A 20,342-nucleotide genomic window follows, 5' to 3' on the forward strand; every position below is an offset into this window, starting at 1 on the left:
TCAAGACTTACCCATAGGCTAGAAAAATATGGATTTATTCTTCCGTCACTTCTGCGTAAGTCATATAAATCCTCTATTTATCTAAATAGGAGTGGCTAAATCACAAAAATCAAAGATGGCTGCTTTGGCTAAATTAGAGGTGATTTGTTGTTCTGATTCTGTGATTAACTCTAAATCTTTCAGACAGATATGAGGATGACTGATGATGTTTTGTAGGAGGATTTGCAAATGGGTGAGGATGCCATTAATCATATTTAGATCAACACGATGAAAATCATAATTGATGCCCAGGACTAAGGGAGAACCAGGAATAATGACGATGGTGAGGGGGTAGTTAATTTTGTAAAAGTTACTGGAGTCTGGGACATGAAGGCTTCTGTTTCCTGGTTTTAAACTATCTGGTGTGGGTAAGTTTTCAAAGACGACAATGCTATCAAATAAAGACAAACCTCTGGGGATTTGACTCCAGGCTTGAATTTCTACTAGAGATGTGTATTCATACTGACGCATTTCTAGTAATTGTGCTTGCAGTTGGTTGAGCCATGGGAGTAAATTTTGGTTACCATCTACCTTGACTTTGACGGGTAAGGTGTTGACTAACATACCCACTATTGATTCTGCTCCCGCAAGTTCTGGTGGACGACCGGATACTGTACATCCATACACTACTTCTTCCTGACCGCTATAACGGCTGAGAAGAAAGGCCCAAGCCCCTTGAATGATGGTGTTGAGTGTGATTTGATGTTGGCGAGCAAAGGCATAAAGGGCTGCGGTTATTTCTGGGGAGAGGGTAATTTGTTGGTCGTCGTATTTTTCTTCTTGGTGGGATAGGTTATCAGTGTAGAGGGTGGTGAGGGGGGTGGGTGTGTGGAAGTTGCTGACTACTCGTCGCCAAAATATTTCTGCTTGAGATAGGTCTTGCTGTTTTATCCACTCAATGTAATTAGCAAAGGGAGTGCTGGGTGCTAACTGCTGATTTTGACCTTGACAAAGGGCTTCATAAATTCGGATGACTTCATCTAAGATTAATGGGATTGACCAGCCATCGGCAATGATGAAGTGTCTACTCCAAATAAATTCATAGTAATCATCGGCAAAGCGGAATAGGGTGAGGTGCATCAGGGGCACTTGGGACAAATCAAAGCCGGAGGTGCGATCGCTTGCCAAAAAAGATTTTAATTGTAGTTGTTGCTGTTGTGTATCTATACCCCGATAGTCTTGTAGTTGGAGAGGTACTTTTCCTTGCTTATACACCACTTGTAATGGTTGTTCGAGGTCTTGCCAATGAAAGCTGGTGCGTAGGATGGTGTGCCGTTCTACGACTTGCTGCCAAGCCTGGTTGAACGCATCAACATTGAGTTCTCCTCGTAAAGCAAAGCGAGTTTGGAAGAAATATAAACTTTCTTCAGGAGCATACAAACTGTGAAAAAGGATGCCTTTTTGTATGGGAGTGAGTTCGTATATATCTTCAATTTCGTTGATGTTTAACCCTGGTAGCTTGTTCAACCAGGACTCATCAATGGCTGTTCGAGATGTAGAAGTAATTGGTGGTGTGGAGGTGGAGCAAACGTTGGCAACAGCGGCTAGTCCTTCTACGGTAGGGTTTTCAAATAACTGCTTAGGTGTAATTTTCACCCCGGCTTGGTTAGCTCTGGCAGCAATTTGAATAGTCATAATTGAGTCGCCACCTAGCTCAAAGAAGTTGTCATAGATGCCGACTTGGTGAATTTGCAGTACCTGGGCCCAAATTTTGGCAATTGTTGCTTCTACAGGAGTGCGGGGTGGCGTGAAGATAGCTGCTAATTCTGGTCTAATTTGGTCGGGATCTGGCAATGCTTGACGATCCACTTTACCATTGGCTGTCAATGGCAGTTTCTTCAGGGCTACAAAAGCCCCAGGAATCATGTATTCTGGCAGTTTTTGTTTGAGAAAGTGACGAATATCGCTAACGGCACAGTTGGGTTGATGGGGGACAAAATAGGCAATTAACCGCTGGTTGCCTGATTCATCTGCCCGCGCAGTCACTACTGTTTCCCGAATGGCTGGATGTTGTTGTAGTACGGACTCGATTTCCCCTAGTTCAATGCGAAAACCGCGAATCTTGACTTGCTGGTCAATTCTTCCCAAGAATTCAATGTTGCCATCAGGAAGGTAACGAGCTAAATCGCCGGTTTTGTATAATCTTGCACCTGGGGCTGGGTTAAAGGGATGGGGAATAAATTTTTGATTGGTGAGTTCTGGTTGATGGAGATAACCTCGTGCTAAACTTTCTCCGCCAATGTGCAGTTCTCCAGGTACACCCATGGGTACTGGTTGGAGATGAGAGTCGAGAATATAAATTTGAATATTACCCAGTGGGCGACCTAAAGGCACGGTTTCTGGTTGGTCTGGGGCCAATTCACCGTTGAGAGTATAGGTGAGGACTCCTACGGTGGCTTCTGTGGGGCCGTAATGGTTGAGGATGTGGCAGTTGGGGGCGTAGTGCTGAAGCTGTTCTACTAAGTTCCAAGGTAGGGGTTCTCCACCCAGAATCAAATATTTTTGAGGTAAAATCTTCTCCGGTTGGGAAGCTGTTAATAAAGCATTGATGTGGGAAGGAACAATTTTTAAACAGTCAAGGGGATAGCGATCGCAATATTCTAGTAATAATTCTGGATTAGTTGCCCGTTCATGGGAAATTACATGCAGACATGCTCCTGTACAGAGGGCAGGGAAAATGGCAGTATTGCCTAAATCGGCGGCAATAGTGGAAATAGTGGCAAAGTTAGCACTATCTGGGAGGTTTAATTGCTGGGTTATTCCTTGAACATAATTTAATAGTTGGCGATGTTCAACCGCCACACCTTTGGGTTTACCTGTCGAACCAGATGTAAATAACACATAGACAAGATGGTCGATAGTTGTATGGCTGATGGGATTGACATCTGGGCATTGAGCTATAGTTGGCCAGTCTGTATCGATGCAGACTACTTGGGCTACATCAACAGAAAATGTCTCTGCTAATTGATGTTGTGTTAACAGAATGGGGGCTTGGGCATCCTGTAAGCGGTAGGATAGGCTTTCCTGGGGTAAAATTGGGTCGAGAGGTAAATAGGCTCCTCCAGCTTTGAGAATGGCTAACAGACCAATAATCATCTCTAGGGAACGCTCGACACATAACCCCACTACTACATCTGGTTGCACACCCAATGTTTGCAGATAGTGAGCTAGTTGATTAGCTTTGCGGTTGAGTTCTCCATAGGTCAGTTGTTCATGTTCATAAACTACAGCTATGTGATCAGGTGTGGTGGCTGCCTGGGTAGCAAAAACCTCGTGAATACACTGAGTTAAACTGTAATTTTTATCGGTTTGGTTAAATGTAAATAGGAGTTGGTGGCGATCGCTCTGTGAGAGAATTGGTAATTGAGAGATGAAAGTTTGCGGTGCAATAACAGCACTATGAATTACAGTCTGCAACTGTCTAGCTAACCGTTGAATTGTCTTACCACAGAAGTAGTTGACATCATAATATAGTTCCGCTGTCAGACTCTGATTTTGTGCAGTGCAGCGGAGTTTGACTTTGAATGGTTCAATACAACTATAAATTTGCTCAATGGCAAATGATACACCAGCTGTTGATAATGTTGGTGGTAACTGCTCCCATTCAAAACCAATGGGAAAAGCCAGGAAATTATCTGCTCCTTGAGTTATTGGGAGAAAATAATCTTGCCATTCAATAGCATTGGCTAAGTTTTGATTGACTGCGGCTAATACTTCTAGAAAGTTATAATTAGATGTAAGTTTAGTTTTAATTGGCAGCCAAGTTGCTAATAGTCCCAAGGTATGATCTAGTTCTGCATACTCACAACGGTCACTGGCTGTACCAATGACAATTTCTGACTCTCCAGTCAGCCGCCAAATGAGGACTTGCCAACAAGCTAATAAGATAATTTCAGCTTTAACATCATAATTTTGGGCAAAATTATCAATCTTCTCCCATAATTCTGGGTCAATGGCTAATTGATAACTATCAGCAACAAACTTTCCTCCCTTACTTTTTACTTCATAGGGTAATTTTAAGCCTGATAAACAGGGAATTGCTTGTTTCTGCCAATATGCTTGAGCTATCTCAGCATCTTCATCTGTAACTAATTGATTTTGCCACTCAGAAAATTGAATATATTGTACATATTCAGCACTAAAAGTTTCGCCTTGGCAGCATTTACCATAGGCTTGGCTAATTTGCTGGATCAATTTTTTGATACTTCTAGTGTCAGCACACAAAGCTGGCAAAGAAATAATTAAAATATGGTAATCATCCGCTAATTTTATGAGAAATAAATTCAGTATAGATTGTGGTGATAAAGATTGACATTTTTGTCTACCTTGCCAAAACAATCCTGGAATTTTCGCTATAATATCCTCTTCAGCTTCAGCACTGAAATCTAAATATTCCCAAGCACAGCTAATCTCCTGATTAACTACCATCACAGGATTTTTCATCCCTGGTGGACGGTAAAAACTGGTTCTGAGGATGTCATGGTGATTAACAATTACTTCAAGGGCTTGATGGAGAATATTGATTTGGAGATTACCTGTAATTACAACACTAGCTTGGGTACAGAAAGCAGAACTATGTTGTTGTAAATTCCATAGTCTTTGTTGTTGAGGTGAGAGACGAAAGCCGCTAATAGTTTTAGTTTGCATATAGATTGATAATTTTTTGTGTTGATATGATTAATTTTCAATATTCTTAATATCTGAACCATTTGTCATTTCTCCCATAGCAACAACAATTTTTCGCTCACCTACAAAGGGATTACGACCATGAGCAGTGAGCATATTGTCAAGCATAATAATGTCGCCTTTTTGCCAGGAAAAACTAGTTTGAGATTGCTGATAAACTTGATTAATTTCGGCAATTTCTACTGCTGTAATTGGTGTGCTATCACCAAAATAAACATTACGTGGTAACTTAGATTCACCAAACAGAGAGAGGAGTGAATCTCGTACATCTACATCTAAATAGGAAATATGGTGTAATTGAATTTGGTTAAAAAATACAGGTTCGCCAGTTTGAGGATGTATGGCTAAAGCGGGTCGAATTTGACGAGTTACTAAACCATTATCATCATACCATTCAAAGTCAATTCCTGCTTGAATACAATAATTTTCTACATCTTTTTTATTGGTAGTACGGAAAAAATTTTGCCAACTTACATCTAAACCTTCCGCGAAATTTCTCACATACATTAGCTGTTTAGTAGCTAACTTCTCTCGCAACTGGGGACTGAGTAATTTATAAGCTTTACGGCATTCAACAATTGGAGTTTCTCCACCTTTAGTTGCAGGCTGAACACAGTAAAACCAAATCTTTAAGGGGAAGCAATGTAAATGAGAGCTTTCGTTATGAAAAAGTATGGCTTTATCTGCTGGGTAAGGAGTAGAACCATAAACGTTACCACCTTCACCTGTGCGGGGTAAATCTCCATATTCAGCAAATAAATTGGGGCAAATTGTTTGAGCAAAATTTTCAAACTCTGCAACTGATTTTACAGGAAAATCTCTAAATAAGATAGCTCCATGGGTAAATAATTTTGTCTGTAGATATTCGCGATTATTCTCAGCCCAAAAAATTAAATCAACTTCTGGGCTATGAGGTTGAATGACGAGAGGAAATTTTGGCGAATCTGGCAAATAATCTGTTTTAATTAATTGCTCTACTGACAAATTTACTGGTTGAGGAGCAATGCTCATGAATTTTTGTCTTTTCGCTGCTTTACGCTCCTGTTGTTCCATATTTTTTTGTCTCTTTTCTGTAGTTGTGAGCATTTCTAATGTATTGATACGGCTATGAGGAGAAGTGACAATACTGTTGAGTAATGTTTGCCAGTGATTTGTGAATTGAGTAATCGTATCAGTGGTAAATAAATCAGCATTATATTGCCATTTACCTGTGATACCTGAATCAGTTTCTCTGAGTAGCAAGGCTAAATCAAACCTGGATATTCCGCTTTCTACTTCGATTGAATTTAAAGCAAGTCCTGGTAATTCTAAAACTGAATTTGGTGTATTTTGCAGAACAAATAAAACTTGAAATAGAGGAACCTGGTTACTGAGATGTCGTTCAGGTTGCAATGCTCTCACTAACTCATCAAAAGGTAAATCTTGATGAGCGTAAGCTGCCAATGTTTGATGACGTATCCGTTGTAATAAATCTAGAAAAGTCGGATTTCCACTTAAGTCAGTACGTAAAACTAATAAATTAATAAAGAAACCAATTAATTGTTCAATTTCTGTGTGGTTACGGTTAGCAACATCTGTACCCACGACAATATCATCTTGATGGCTATAACGTTGGAGTAAAATCTTAAAACTTGCCAGCAGTGTCATAAATAAGGTGACACCAGCTTGCTGAGACAGTAGTTGTACTTCCTGCACCAATGAATTAGGAATGAGGAAACTATAACTAGCACCCCGGTTCGTTTTTACTTCTCCACGGGGATGGGTTGTGGGGAGTTGTAATGCAGGTAAGTTTGCTAACTGCTGTTGCCAATAGGTAAGTAAATTCTCTTTTCTTTCACCTTGCAGGTATTGACGTTGCCAAACTGCAAAGTCTGCATATTGAATGGGTAATGGTGGTAGAGGAGAGAGTTTGTTTGCAGAAAAAGCTGTGTAAAGTGCTGCTAACTCCCTGGTCAACACCCCCATTGACCAACCATCAGAAACAATATGGTGAATACTAAATAAAACGATATGCTCCTGTTCATGGATACGCAACAGTGTGCAGCGCAGCAAGGGAACTTGAGACAAGTCAAAGGGATGGTGATATTCTTGATTGATTAAATGCTGAATTTCTCCGTCCTGGTCAGAAATAGACAGATGGCTTAATTCTAATATCGATAATTTTATTTTGACATTTGGTGCGATCGCCTGAAATGGTTGTCCATGTTCATCAGTATAAAAACTTGTCCGTAAAGCTTCGTGACGGTGGACTATCTCATTCAAGCTGTGTTCTAAGGCTTCTATATTTAAAAACCCAGTTAATCTTAAGGTAAATAGTTCATTGTAAGTGGCATCATTAGCTTGTAATTGACTTACTAACCACAATCTTTCTTGAGCATAAGATAGAGGAATTTTCTCTGTTCTATTAACAGCAACTAAAGGTGGTAATTTTGACTGAGATTGTTTTTGGTGAATCTGTTCAATTTCCTTGGAAAAACCTGCTATGGTAGGAAATTCAAACAGTTTTCCTAAGGGTAATTCTAGTTGAAAAACTTGGCGAATTTGGGATATTACCTGTGTAGCTAGTAAGGAATGTCCACCCAAATTAAAGAAATTTTCGTGAATATCGATTTGTGGCAATCCTAAAATTTTAGTCCATATTTGACTGACCATTGCTTCTACAGGAGTTTGGGGAGTAGCCAGGAATTGATGAAAAATTGTCTGCTCTTGTTTACATCTTGGTCTGATGTGGGGAATTTGCTCTATAGGGATTTTAGCTAATAGTGTTTCTAAATTTATATCTGGATGATGAGCAATAAATTGTAGTAAATTCACCCATTGGGACAAAATCAAATCAATATCTCTATCATCAAACCGTCTTTGGTCATAAATAAGAGAAAATTTACATTCTGAATCGACACTAACCAATATAGTTAGAGGATATTGGGTTTGTGCTCCTTGGGAACAAATATCAGTGATGTGAATATCTAAATTAGGAGATTGGAGAATAGAGTAATCAAGGGGATAATTTTCAAATACGAGTAAGCTTTCATATAAAGGCACTCCCCCTGGAAGTTGACTACATTGATAAATTTGACCTGTAGAAATATGCTCATATTCCCGCAGTTCTAAATTCAGTGTGTAGATATTTTGTAGCCAAGACCAAAGGGGAAAATCAGGAGTAATACTAATTCTGAGTGGTAGGGTATTGATAAATAAGCCAACCATGGATTCACTACCCACCAAATCCACTGGACGACCAGCCACAGTAATCCCAAAAATCACATCTTGATGATTACTATAGCGATTTAGTAATAATGCCCAAATTCCTTGAATTAGGGTATTGAAAGTGATTCTATTTTGTTTAACTAATGATTGTAATGTAGCTGTGGTTGTAGCCGATAATGCATCTGATTTTTTCCCGGATGCCGCTGTTAATTCCCGGTAGGTTTCATCCCCTACTGGTAATCCTAAAGCAGTGGGTTGGGTAAAACCTTGGAGTGTTTTCTGCCAAAAAATATTAGCTGTTTCTAAGTTTTGCTGTTTGAGCCAGGTGATATAGTCTTGATAAGGACGGGTAGGTGGAATATGTACAGCTTGATTTTTAGCGATCGCTTGATAAAAAGATAGTAATTCTTTAAATAACAGAAACAGACACCATCCATCAATTAAAATATGATGATGACTCCACACAAAATGATAGCTATCATCTCGTAAATGCAATATTGCTAATCGCATCAATGGCGGTTTAGATAAATTAAAACCCTGTGCGCGGTCTGTTTTCAAAAACTCCTCTAATTGCTGTTGCTGTAAAGTTGATTCCTGACCACGCCAATCTTGATAATTAATCTTAATTTCTACCTGACGAAATACAACTTGCCTTGGCTCATCTTGGGTCTTCCAAACAAAAGCTGTTCTTAAAATCGAGTGCCTTGCAACTACTCTTTGCCAAGCTTGCTCAAAAGCTGGCAAATGCAAATTACCTGTTAAGTTACAACTTAATTGTTCAACATAAATACCTGATTTTTCACCAACAGATACAGTATTAAATAGCATCCCTAGTTGGGATGGAGAAAGGGGATAAATTGATTCAATATTTTTCTTATTCACGGCAACTTGTGTGATTAATCTAAAGCGAGTTCAGCAAAAACTTGATCTAGCTGGTCTTGAGTGATATCAACATCTGGAAAATCAGCAGGGGTATAATTATTGACATCAACGGTTTGGCAGTGGATAATAAGCGATCGCAATGCCTCAACCATCCCTTCAGCTAGTTTTTCCACTGTTGATTGACGATGTAAGTTACTGCTATAGGACCATTGCAGCTGTAGTTGTCCCTCAATGACTATTGCTTCTACTGTAAATAAATAACGTCGATTTCCCCAAGGACTATGATTTGTACCTGTGGATTCTTTAGCTAGTTTAAATAACGGTAATTGGGGTAGAAGTTGATCAAATTGACCTAAATAATTGAAAATGATTTCTGATTGAGTTGCTGTGATCAATTTCTGCTCATTACTCAGATAACGCAGCACACCATAACCGAAACCACGGCTAGGTATTTCCAGCATTTTTGCTTTCACTTTTTGCAAAGTATCTACCAGATGATTAGCATTGCTGATATCTAACAAAACAGGAAAAATAGTAGTAAACCAGCCAACTGTACGGGATAAATCGACATCATCAAAAATCCCTTCCCTTCCGTGACCTTCCAAATCAATAAGGAGTGAATTATGTCCTGTCCACTTTTTAAAAGTATGCCCTAAAGCAGCCAGTAAAACATGTTGAATTTGGGTACGATAGCTATGTGTTACCTCTTGCAATAAAGATTGTGTTTCTGAGGGAGAGAGTGCGATGGTAATATGACTAATTGATGCTTCAGTGTTATTGCCTTGGGGATAATCTACAGCTAGAGGCTGGATAGATTGACTGACAATATTACACCAGTAATCTAATTCTGATTTAACACTTGATGAGTGAGCATAGGTTTGAAGTTGTTCTGACCAATATTTATAGGAAGTTGTTTTAGCTGGTAATTGGGGAGTTTTAGCGTTGACCAGTAGTTGATAGACTGTGTGGAAATCTTCAATTAATATTCGCCATGAAACCCCATCTACAGCTAGATGGTGGATGACCCACAGCAAGCGACCAGGTTGATTGTTACCCAAGTTAAAATAAGCCAACTGTAGTAGGGGCCCATGAACTAAATTGAGGCTACTTTGTAATTGATTAGCAGTAGAGAGTAAAGTGTTTGCTTGCTGTTGTGGAGAACAAGCTGATAAATCGAGCCATGTTAATGGTATCTCATCATCAACAGGAGCGATCGCTCCATGCCATCCTAACTCATCTCGTTTAAAACGTAGTCGTAGCGCGTCATGGTGTCTGAATAATAAAGTTAAAGCTTGTCGAACTAATCCACAATCAAGGGGTTCTAGGACTTCTAGCAGCACCGCTTGATTCCAATGATGGGGGTCTGGTAAGTTTTGCTCAAAAAACCAATGTTGAATTGGTGTCAAAGCAACTTTTCCAGTCACTATACCCTGTTCAGCAAAATATTGGGACTTGATATCAGCAACCGTTGCTAATTGAGCAATTGTCTGATTTTGAAATATCTGCTTTGGCGTAAAATGTAACCCTATTTGATGAGCTTTAGCTATTACTTGAAGGCTAATAATTGAATCCCCACCCAGTTCAAAAAAATTATCATTTACACCCACTTGTTTTAAACCCAGCACCTGCATCCAAATCTCTGCTAACTGCTTTTCTGTAGCAGTCTGAGGTTCAATAAAAGCAGATTTTAGTTCTGGACGTTGCTGGTCTGGTGCGGGTAAAGCACGACGGTTAACCTTGCCATTAGGAGTCAACGGCAAAGATTCCAAGCATACAAAAGCACTGGGTATCATGTATTCAGGTAGTTGCGGCTGTAAATATTGACGTAATTCATCAGTAGCAATATTCTCAGCAACTAAATAAGCAACTAAACGTTGATATCCTGGTACATCTTCCCGCACCATAACTACACTTTGACGTACTGCGGGATGTTGTTCTAAAACTGATTCAATTTCGCCTAATTCAATGCGAAATCCACGAATTTTGACTTGATTATCTATTCTGCCTAAATATTGAATTTCTCCATTTGGGAGATAACGAGCCAAGTCACCTGTTTTATAAATACGAGTACCTTGCTCATCACTAAAAGGATTAGGAATAAACTTTTGTGCTGTTAGTTCTGGTTGATGAAGATAACCCCGTGCTACTCCTAAACCCCCAATATATAATTCACCTACTACACCAATTGGTACTGGTTGTAAGTCTTGGTCTAAAATGTACAATTGGGTATTAGCAATGGGGTTGCCGATAGGAATTGCCCCAGGATAATTTTGTTCTGATAATACTTGATAAATACAACAACCTACTACCGTTTCAGTTGGTCCATATTCATTGATCAGTTTTGTGTCTGGAGCAAATTTTTGCCAAAAAGAAATATGTTGTGTCGTAAGATTTTCACCGCCAATAATAAAAGCCTTTGTCCGACCTGATACCCCCTCAGCCACCAATTGTTGACCAAGCAATTCTAAATGAGCAGGTGTGATTTTAACCAGACTCAAATTAGTTCTTTTTTTCAGAGTTTCAGCCAGAGATTCTACCCCTTGATTTTCTGGTAATAGTTCAACTTGATTACCAACAATTAATGGTGAAAATAGGCTAGTAATTGTTAAATCAAATGCCAAAGAAGAATGAACTACAGTTCCTGCACCTTGCTCAACTTGATAAGCTTGAGTGCACCAACTTAAATAATTAACTAAACCTTGATGAGTAATTAAAGTTCCTTTTGGTTTACCTGTAGAACCAGAGGTATAGATAACATAAGCGAGATTGTCCGGTGTGACAAGGTGCATCGGATTTGCTGTAGTTTCTTGAGCGAGAAAATCCCAATTTTCTCCCAAGCAAATAGTTTTAGCCCTGTGAGTAGGTATAATCTCAAGCAAATGTTGCTGAGTTAACAGCAATGTCACTTGAGAATTTTCTAACATAAACCCTAATCTTTCTTGGGGATATGTGGGGTCTAGTGGCACATAGGCACCACCAGCTTTGAGAACACCCAAAATTCCCACCACCATTTCTAAGCTACGCTCTACACAAATACCCACTAATACTTCTGGTTTTACACCCAATTTTTGTAGATAGTTTGCGAGTTGATTGGCTTTTTGACTAAGTTCTTGATATGTTAATTGTTGATGCTCAAAAATTACAGCAACCGCATCAGGTGTTTTCTCAACCTGTGCTTCAAATAACTGATGAATACATTGGTCTGGCGGGTATTCAACTTGTGTATTATTCCATTCTTCTAATAACTGATGACGTTCTGTAGCTGTCAGTAATGGTAATTCCCCTAAATATTGCTGAGGATTCGCTACCATACCTGATAATAAGGTTTGCAAATGTCCCAACATCCGAGAAATTTTATCATTTTCAAAGCAAGATGTATCGTAGAAAATTTCCAGTGATAATTCTGTGTCTACTTGGACGGAAATATTAAGGGGATAGTGGGGGTGAACAAAACTATTAATATTAGAAACTGTGAGATAATTAATTGGTTTTTGTAATCCAGAATTTACCGGGTAATTTTGAAAGTTAAATATAGTTGTAAATAAAGGTTGTCCCGTAGGAATTTCACTCCACTTCTGAATTTCTATTAATGGAGTATGTTCGTATTGACGCACTTCATTCTGTTGTATTTGGAATTGCTTGAGCCACGGTATAAGCAATGCTTGGGGATTCACATTAACTCTGACTGGTAACGTGTTGATAAACACTCCAACCATTGATTCTACACCCGCTAATATGGTGGGACGACCAGAGACAACCCCGCCAAAAACAATATCATTTTCACCACTATAGCGACTTAAAAGAATCGCCCATGCTCCTTGGATAATGGTATTTAATGTTAATTGTTGTTGTCTAGCTAAAGACTGTAAAGCGGCTGTTTCTGTGGATGATAAACGCAATATTTGAGTAGTGTAATTTTTGTTTTCGCTTATCTGATCGCCAAAATTTTGGTCTATACCTAAAGGAGTAACGGTTGTAAAACCTTGGAGATATTGTTGCCAAAAAATCTCTAATTTTGATAAATCCTGCTTTTGTAGCCAAGCTATATAGTCTCGATAAGGACGGGGTTTTTGCGTCTGCATATCTTTATCTTGGCTTAATGCTTGATAACAACCAAATAATTCTTGCAGTAGTAAGGAAGAAGACCAACCATCTAATAGTAAATGATGATGACTCCAGATAAATTTATAGTGATTATCAGCTAATTTGAGTAGCGTTAAGCGCATCAATGGGGCTTGAGAAATTTCAAAACCTTTTTCTCGTTCTTCTAATAAACAAGTTTCGATACACTGTTGCTGTTCAATAGATGCCAAGTTAGATAAATCTTGTTGCTGCCAAGGTAGTTTTACTTGTTTATGCACTACCTGTACAGGTTCTTTAATCCCTTCCCAAATAAAAGAAGTGCGGAGAATCGGGTGTATATCAACTAATTTTTGCCATGCTTTTTGAAATAAAGCAATATTTAAACTACCCTGAATATCACAACTTAACTGCTCAACATATACGCCTGATTTTGGGGCATAAAGGGTATGAAAAAGTATGCCCTGCTGCATTGGTGATAGCGGATAAAATTCCTCAATGTTTTTCATGATTTTCTCAAGCTTTAGACAGTGTAGAAGTGTAGATTAATTAACTGATAACTGTTGATTAATGGCTGCCAAAATATTGTCAATATCATCTTGACTCCATTGGCTAGATGAAAATTCTGCAAAATCTGAAGGTGTGTAGTTTGCGACTGAAGCAGACTGACTATTAGTAATTAGAGAAAGTAAAGCAGTTCTAAAATCTTCAGCTAACTTCTCGATAGTTTGCTGTCGATGAACATTTTGACTGTAAATCCAATCAATTTTGAGTTGGTCGTTAACTATCAACGCATTAATTTCTATCAGATGGCTGCGTTGTGCGCGGGGACTACGGGATAAACCGCTAGACTTGTCTGATAATTTGAATAGAGAGGATTCAGGTACAGTTTGCTCGTAGTTGCCAAGGTAAAGGAAAAGTATTTCTGCTGGTTGTAGCGATCGCAATTTTTCTGTAATAATTTCATCAGAGATTAAGTAGCGTAATACACCATAGCCTAAACCTTGATTCGGGAAACTACGGATTTGCTCTTTCACCTGCTTTAAGATTTTCCCAGGTTCTCGACTCTCGCCAATCTGTAAAAGCATGGGTGCAATATTGGTAAACCACCCTATTGTCCGGGATAAATCAATATCATCAAAAATTACATCTCTACCATTTCCTTCTAAATCAACTAAAAGCGATCGCTCTTTTGTCCATTGAGTCAATGTCTGTGCTAAAGCAGCAATTAATACATCCTCTGTTTGTACTCGATAAGTTGCACCAATCTCTTCCTGTAATGCTTGGGTTTCTGATGCGCTCAATATGACAGAAATAGTCTCAGCAGAGGCTACAGTATTTGTCCCATCTGCATAATCTACTGGTAAAGATGATACCCAATCACGTTCAGCAGCTAACCAATAAACCTGCTCTCTTTGTAACTCGATGGACTGGGCATACTCCGTTAACCGCAAAGCCCACTGTTTAAATGAGGTTGTCTTTGGTTGTAGCTTAATTGCTTGTCCTTGACTGAGTTGTTGATATGCAATTTCTAAATCTTCTAACAAAATGCGCCAAGAACCAACATCAATAGCTAAATGGTGAATTGCTAACAGTATGCGGCTTGGTTTATTAGTACCGAAATTAAACAAAGCAACCCGCACAATTGGCCCAGAAGTCAAATTTAAACTAGCTTGGATCTCTGTAGTTAATTCTGTAAATTCCTGTTCCTGTTGTTGTGGTGATAGGTCTGATAAATCTATTTCCTCAAAGGGGATAAATTCCTCAGGACTAGCATTTACTTGTTCCCAACCCCAAGTTTTTGCTCGAAACTGCAAACGCAAAGCATCATGATGAATCAGCAAATATTGCACCACCTGTCGCAAGAAAACAGAGTTAATTTCTTGCTGCACCTCTAACACAACTGTTTGATTCCAATGGTGTGCATCAGCTAAATTTTGAGCAAAAAACCAGTGCTGAATCGGTGTTAGGGGCAGTTCCCCTTCTACTAATCCCTGTTCGCTGTAAACAGTTTGAGTTCTCCCTGCTATTTCTGCTAATTGGGCAATCGTTGGGTATTCAAATAAATGTTGATTAGTAAACCGTAAACCTGCTTTGTTAGCTCTAGCAGTAATTTGTATACTCAAAAGCGAATCGCCACCCAATTCTAAAAAGTTATCTTCAATTCCTATCTGTTCAATCCCTAAAATTTCTTGCCAAATATTAGCAATAGTTTTCTCAATTTCGTTTCTAGGAGCAACATAACTATTTTGTAAGAATGGTCGGGAATGTAATGTAATTGAATTAGGTTGATTAATGATTGTTATCGGCTTAATCCACTGAGCGATTCTAGCCTGTAAATCTGTTGTCGAGACAACTATCTGATTGACTTGATTTAAAGCTAATATTCGTTTAAATACCTCCACACTTTCTTGATTATTCATGAATAATTCAGTATCGATTTCTGGCTTATTTACTAATTCTCTAGCTAATTGACTAGTTAACCAGTTATCCCAATTTACACTCATCCAAGGTGTAGGACTTGTTAGATTATGTTGATAAACAAAAGCATCGGTAAAGTGATGGGCGGCGGGATAAGCAGCCATACCCAATGCACCTAGAACAGATGATAGGGAAGATATCAAGATACAAAAATCAAGCTCTATACCTTGCAATGCTGCTTCTAAAATATACAGTCCATGACCATTAGCTTTGAGTTGTTGTTCGCATTCGTTTCTCGTAATTTCCTGGACTGTTCTAAACAGCTTAATTCCCGCAGCATGAACTACACCATTTATCTGACCAAACCTAGCTAAACCCTGAGTTATAACTCCTTGCATTTGCACCGCATCGGCTACATCAGCACTCAAAGTTACAACCTCTGCACCCAGTTTTTCTAATTCCTGGAGTTTGCGGATTTTACTGCTAAATTTATCTTGTTCGTCGTGAGTTGTTAGCCAGGCTTCCCATTCATTTGGGCTAGGGAAAGGCGACGCACTAATTAATATTAATTTTGCTTGTACTGTCTGGGCTAAATATTCAGCAATTTCTAAACCAATACCACCTAAACCACCAGTAATCAGATATACTCCTTCTGATCGTAATTTGGGTGCTTGATTGTTATCTAGCGGTAGTGGTTCATAGGCTTGAACCCAACGATGATATCCACGATAAGCAACAACACTCTCAAATTCTTGAGCATTCAACTCTGCGAAAATTTGGTCTACTATTTGAGTTTCTACTGCCGGAATGACAATATCAATGCTGCGACAGGAAATATTTGCATATTCTTGGGGAATGGTTTTACACATTCCTAGAATAGTTGCTTTTTCTGGACATAATTTTTCTACACCTGTAACATCATATATATCATTGGTGACAACCAATATATCTACAGGTTGAGTAATATTTTGTTTACTCAAAGACTGAGCGAGAAATAATAAGCTATAAAAACCTGTTTTTTGGCAATGCTCAAAAAACTCAATTCCTGATGTTACTTCTTCAGTAGATGCGACGCTCCAAAGGTGTAGAATGCCATCGGGAATTTGCCCGTAAAATAGCAATTCTGCAATCAGCAAATCATAATCGTCAGGCTGACTAGAATTAATAGTATAGGAGTTGCCACTTAGTTTACTAAACTGTTCTCCCTGGTAAACAGTAATAACATTTTGACCTTCCCTTTCTAACCGTTTAGCGATTTGTAAACCTACTTGACCAGCATCAGCAAATATCAACACCCGCTTTTGAGATTTCACTATTTGGGGTGAAATGGCTTGTTTCCAAACTGGTAGATAAAACCAATCTGCTATGTTGGGCTTTTTCTGATTAGTCGCAAAATCATCATGGGATTTTTTCTGCGGTTCTAACCAATAACGTTGACGTTCAAAAGGATATGTTGGTAAAGGAATACGATAACGACGTTCACCCCCATAAAAACTAGACCAATTGACTGCAACTCCGCAGCACCAGAGACGACCCAGGTTATTGAGCAAAAATTCTACATCGGCTTTTTCTTCTTGGGGATGTCGTAAAGAAGACAGTATGGCCTGCTGTGTGCCTGCTTGTTGTTTAACCAAGGTAGATAAAGTCCGCCCCGCACCTACTTCTAGAAAAATCCGGTTTGGTTCTTGGAGTAACACAGAAATACCATCTGCAAACTGCACTGTTTGACGTAAATGACTGACCCAATAATTTGGGTCTGTGGCTTGTTGTGCAGAAATCCAAGTTCCCGTGAGATTAGAAATAAAGGGAATTTGTGGGGGGTTTAAAGTAATTTTCTCAACTTCCGCCCTAAATGCGGGCAAAATCTCAGCCATCATCTGAGAATGGAAAGCATGGGAAGTATGCAGACGACGACATTCAACCCCTTGGGCTGTAAGTTCTTCAGACAGTGCATCGATGGCTGTATGAGTTCCTGATACCACACAGGAAAAGGGTGCATTACTAGCAGCTAAAGCTAAATTTTCGTTGAGTAAGGGTTTAACCTCTGCTGCTGACAGGGGAATTGACAGCATACTTCCACTTGGTAATTGCTGCATTAATCGACCCCGCATAGCCACCAGCGTTAACCCATCTGCGAGGGACATCACACCAGCTAGACAAGCCGCTACATATTCCCCGATGCTATGACCAATCATCGCACTGGGAGAAATACCCCAGGACATCCACAATTGCGCTAAGGCGTACTCAATGACAAATAATGCTGGTTGGGTTAGAGATGTTTGTTTGAGTTGTGCTTGCGCTGTTTCTGTTTCCGACTCTTGGGGATAGATAACTGCGCGTAAATCTAGATTCAATAATGGTTGAAGTATCAAACAGCAACGGTCTATAGATTCACGAAAGATTGACTCTGTTTGATAGAGTTCCTTACCCATATTGATATACTGACTACCTTGTCCCGGAAACATAAAGGTAATCGGTTTGTCTGTTGGTTCTTGGTGGTGAGTAAAAACTCGTTGGTTAGTTCTATTTTCTAAAGCATTGATTGCATCTGGAATATCCTCACACACCAAAATCCGACGATGATTAAACTCTTTGCGTCCTACTTGCAGAGTATAAGCAACATCTGCTAAGTCCACATGAGGATGCAGTTGGAGATAATTAGCCAGATTATCGGTAGCAGTTTCTAATGCAGAGTTAGTTTTAGCCGATAGACAAAGTAGATATTTACTTTTGACTTTTGACTTTTGACTTTTGACTTGTATTGGTGCTTCTTCCAGAACAACATGAGCATTCGTCCCCCCCATTCCCAAGGAACTCACACCCGCACGTCGGGGAGATAGTTCTGATTTCCATGGGGTGAGTTCTGTGTTGACGTAAAAAGGACTATTGGCAAAATCAATTTGGGGATTGGGCTGGGTAAAATTCAAGCTAGGGGGGATTTGTTGATGTTTTAAGGCTAAAGCCGTCTTAATGACACCTGTAACCCCGGCTGCTGCATCAAGATGACCGATATTTGTTTTCACAGAACCAATAGCACAAAAACCTTTTTTGTCTGTACTGGAACGAAAAACTTTGGTTAAAGCTGCAATTTCAATGGGATCACCTAAAGTTGTGCCAGTACCATGTGCTTCAATGTAGCTGATGGTTTCTGGTTCTACTCCTGCTAACATCATAGCTTCGGCGATCGCTTCTGCTTGTCCATCGATGCTAGGTGCTGTATAACCAACTTTCTGCGAACCATCGTTGTTGATTGCCCAACCTTTTATCACCGCATAGATATGATCACCATCTGCGATCGCATCTTCTAATCGCTTCAGCAGTACAACTCCCACGCCATTACCAACCGTTGTCCCTTGTGCTTGGGCATCAAAAGCCCGACAATGGCCATCCGGTGATAAAGTTCCCCCTGGTTGATATAAATAACCTGTTTTGTGGGGAACTCGAATTGACACTCCTCCTGCTAATGCCATATCACATTGATAATTCATTAAACTTTGGCAAGCGAGAGTAATAGCGACTAATGAAGTAGAACAAGCTGTTTGTACAGTTAGGCTGGGCCCGGTTAGATTTAATTTATAAGAAACACGGGTAGAGAGAAAATCCTTATCATTACCAATTAATTTTTGATAGGATTGGGCCGAGCCAACTTGGTCACTATTTAAATCAAAAGATAAATAATTATTTAAACTCGCACCCGCATAAACTCCTATGCGGCTTTCACATCTATTAGAGTCATAACCAGCACTTTCTAAGGCTTCCCAAGCGCATTCTAAAAATAGGCGATGTTGTGGGTCGGTAATTTCTGCTTCTTTAGGATTAAAGTCAAAAAATGCCGCATCAAATAAATCAATATTTTCTAAAATTCCGCTAGCTTTGACATAGTTATGATCATCTAAACAACTGGGATTAACTCCTGCTGCTGCTAATAAATCTTTGTCTGTCAGTTGAGAAATTGATTCTATTCCCGCTTGTAAGTTGTGCCAAAATTCTTCAAGATTATTAGCACCAGGAAACCTTCCTGATATGCCAATAATTGCTATTCCTTCCATTGATGTGTCAGCTTCTGTACTACCCATATTTTCTTATTTGGGTTGAATTAAAATAATATTTTTCACGCAGAGGAGCAGAGAGATGGAGAATTATTTCATATAACTGAGAAGTGAGTAAATTCTCCGATTTCTATCAGTAAATGAGCGGCGACCGTGGAGAAATCGAGAGTTATCAATCATGACTAAATCACCAGATTGCCAGTTGATTACCTCTGTTAAATTATTCATCACGTGCTGAATTTGGTTGATGGCTGTTGCTGGGATGGGTGAACCATCAGCAAAGGTAACTACTCCTCTTGGATTTTTATATTCAGCAATGAGGCTATTAGCAAATGCGTCTTGGTTGGCGTATTTTGTCTTTACGACAGCCGAGCATATATATTCGATAGAAATAGACTGGTCCTCATTAATTTTATAGCTTAATCCGGGAATGCCATTGAGGGTGCGTTGAACATCAGCTAAAGTTGCACCAATTCCCAGAAAACGCTTCCAGTCAGCCGCCGGAAATTTTTGGTAGAATTTGATTTTTTGAGCAATAAATAATTTCTTTAATTCTACACTCATTTCCTGCCATACTTTCACACCATCCCAAAATAAAGTTTCACCACCTTGGGCAGCAGGTACACCACAGCAAAACCAGATGACATCGGGACGAAAAGGAGAGTTAGCGTTCTCACAATGAGGGCTAACATAGTGCATTCCTGGGTCTACTAAGGTGACATATTTATTGTGTGGATCGACTATTGGTCTGTCTTTATCTAAGACAAATTTGGAACTAAAATTTTCCGCAAATGTCTTCATGCGTTCATAATCAACGCCAAAACCTCTAAATAATAAAACACCACTAGATTTAAAGTAATTTAAAGTTTCTTGGATAGGCAGTTGCAAAATTGATTCAGAGGTATTGTTATAAATAATTTTAGCACTGCTCATTAGCAAGGTATCAGTTTCAACCATTATCGTTGATATTCCCTAATT

The 20,342-nt window shown here is 39.2% G+C and carries 5 protein-coding genes; all 5 read right to left on the minus strand.

Annotation, left to right across the window (positions count from 1 at the left end):
- Nucleotides 1-81: 81 nt before the first annotated feature.
- The 5 genes from H6G73_RS14160 to H6G73_RS14180 all read right to left on the minus strand — a co-directional run bounded on the left by H6G73_RS14160 (nucleotide 82) and on the right by H6G73_RS14180 (nucleotide 20,321).
- Nucleotides 82-4,686, minus strand: a complete 4,605-nt coding sequence (locus tag H6G73_RS14160; protein WP_190605498.1) for a non-ribosomal peptide synthetase — start codon at nucleotides 4,684-4,686, stop codon at nucleotides 82-84.
- Between the two features lie 30 nt (nucleotides 4,687-4,716).
- Nucleotides 4,717-8,814: a condensation domain-containing protein gene (locus H6G73_RS25005; RefSeq protein ID WP_190605500.1), complete on the minus strand. Its 4,098-nt coding sequence runs from the start codon at nucleotides 8,812-8,814 to the stop codon at nucleotides 4,717-4,719.
- Between the two features lie 14 nt (nucleotides 8,815-8,828).
- On the minus strand, nucleotides 8,829-13,403 hold the full coding sequence (locus H6G73_RS14170; protein ID WP_190605502.1) for a non-ribosomal peptide synthetase: 4,575 nt from the start codon (nucleotides 13,401-13,403) through the stop codon (nucleotides 8,829-8,831).
- A gap of 36 nt (nucleotides 13,404-13,439) precedes the next feature.
- Nucleotides 13,440-19,391, minus strand: a complete 5,952-nt coding sequence (locus H6G73_RS14175) for a type I polyketide synthase (RefSeq protein ID WP_190605504.1) — start codon at nucleotides 19,389-19,391, stop codon at nucleotides 13,440-13,442.
- 63 nt (nucleotides 19,392-19,454) lie between these two features.
- A complete protein-coding gene (locus H6G73_RS14180; protein WP_190605506.1) occupies nucleotides 19,455-20,321 on the minus strand; it encodes a TauD/TfdA family dioxygenase in 867 nt (288 codons plus the stop codon).
- Nucleotides 20,322-20,342 lie beyond the last annotated feature (21 nt).

It is taken from the genome of Richelia sinica FACHB-800, from assembly GCF_014698825.1.
Taxonomy (GTDB): domain Bacteria; phylum Cyanobacteriota; class Cyanobacteriia; order Cyanobacteriales; family Nostocaceae; genus FACHB-800.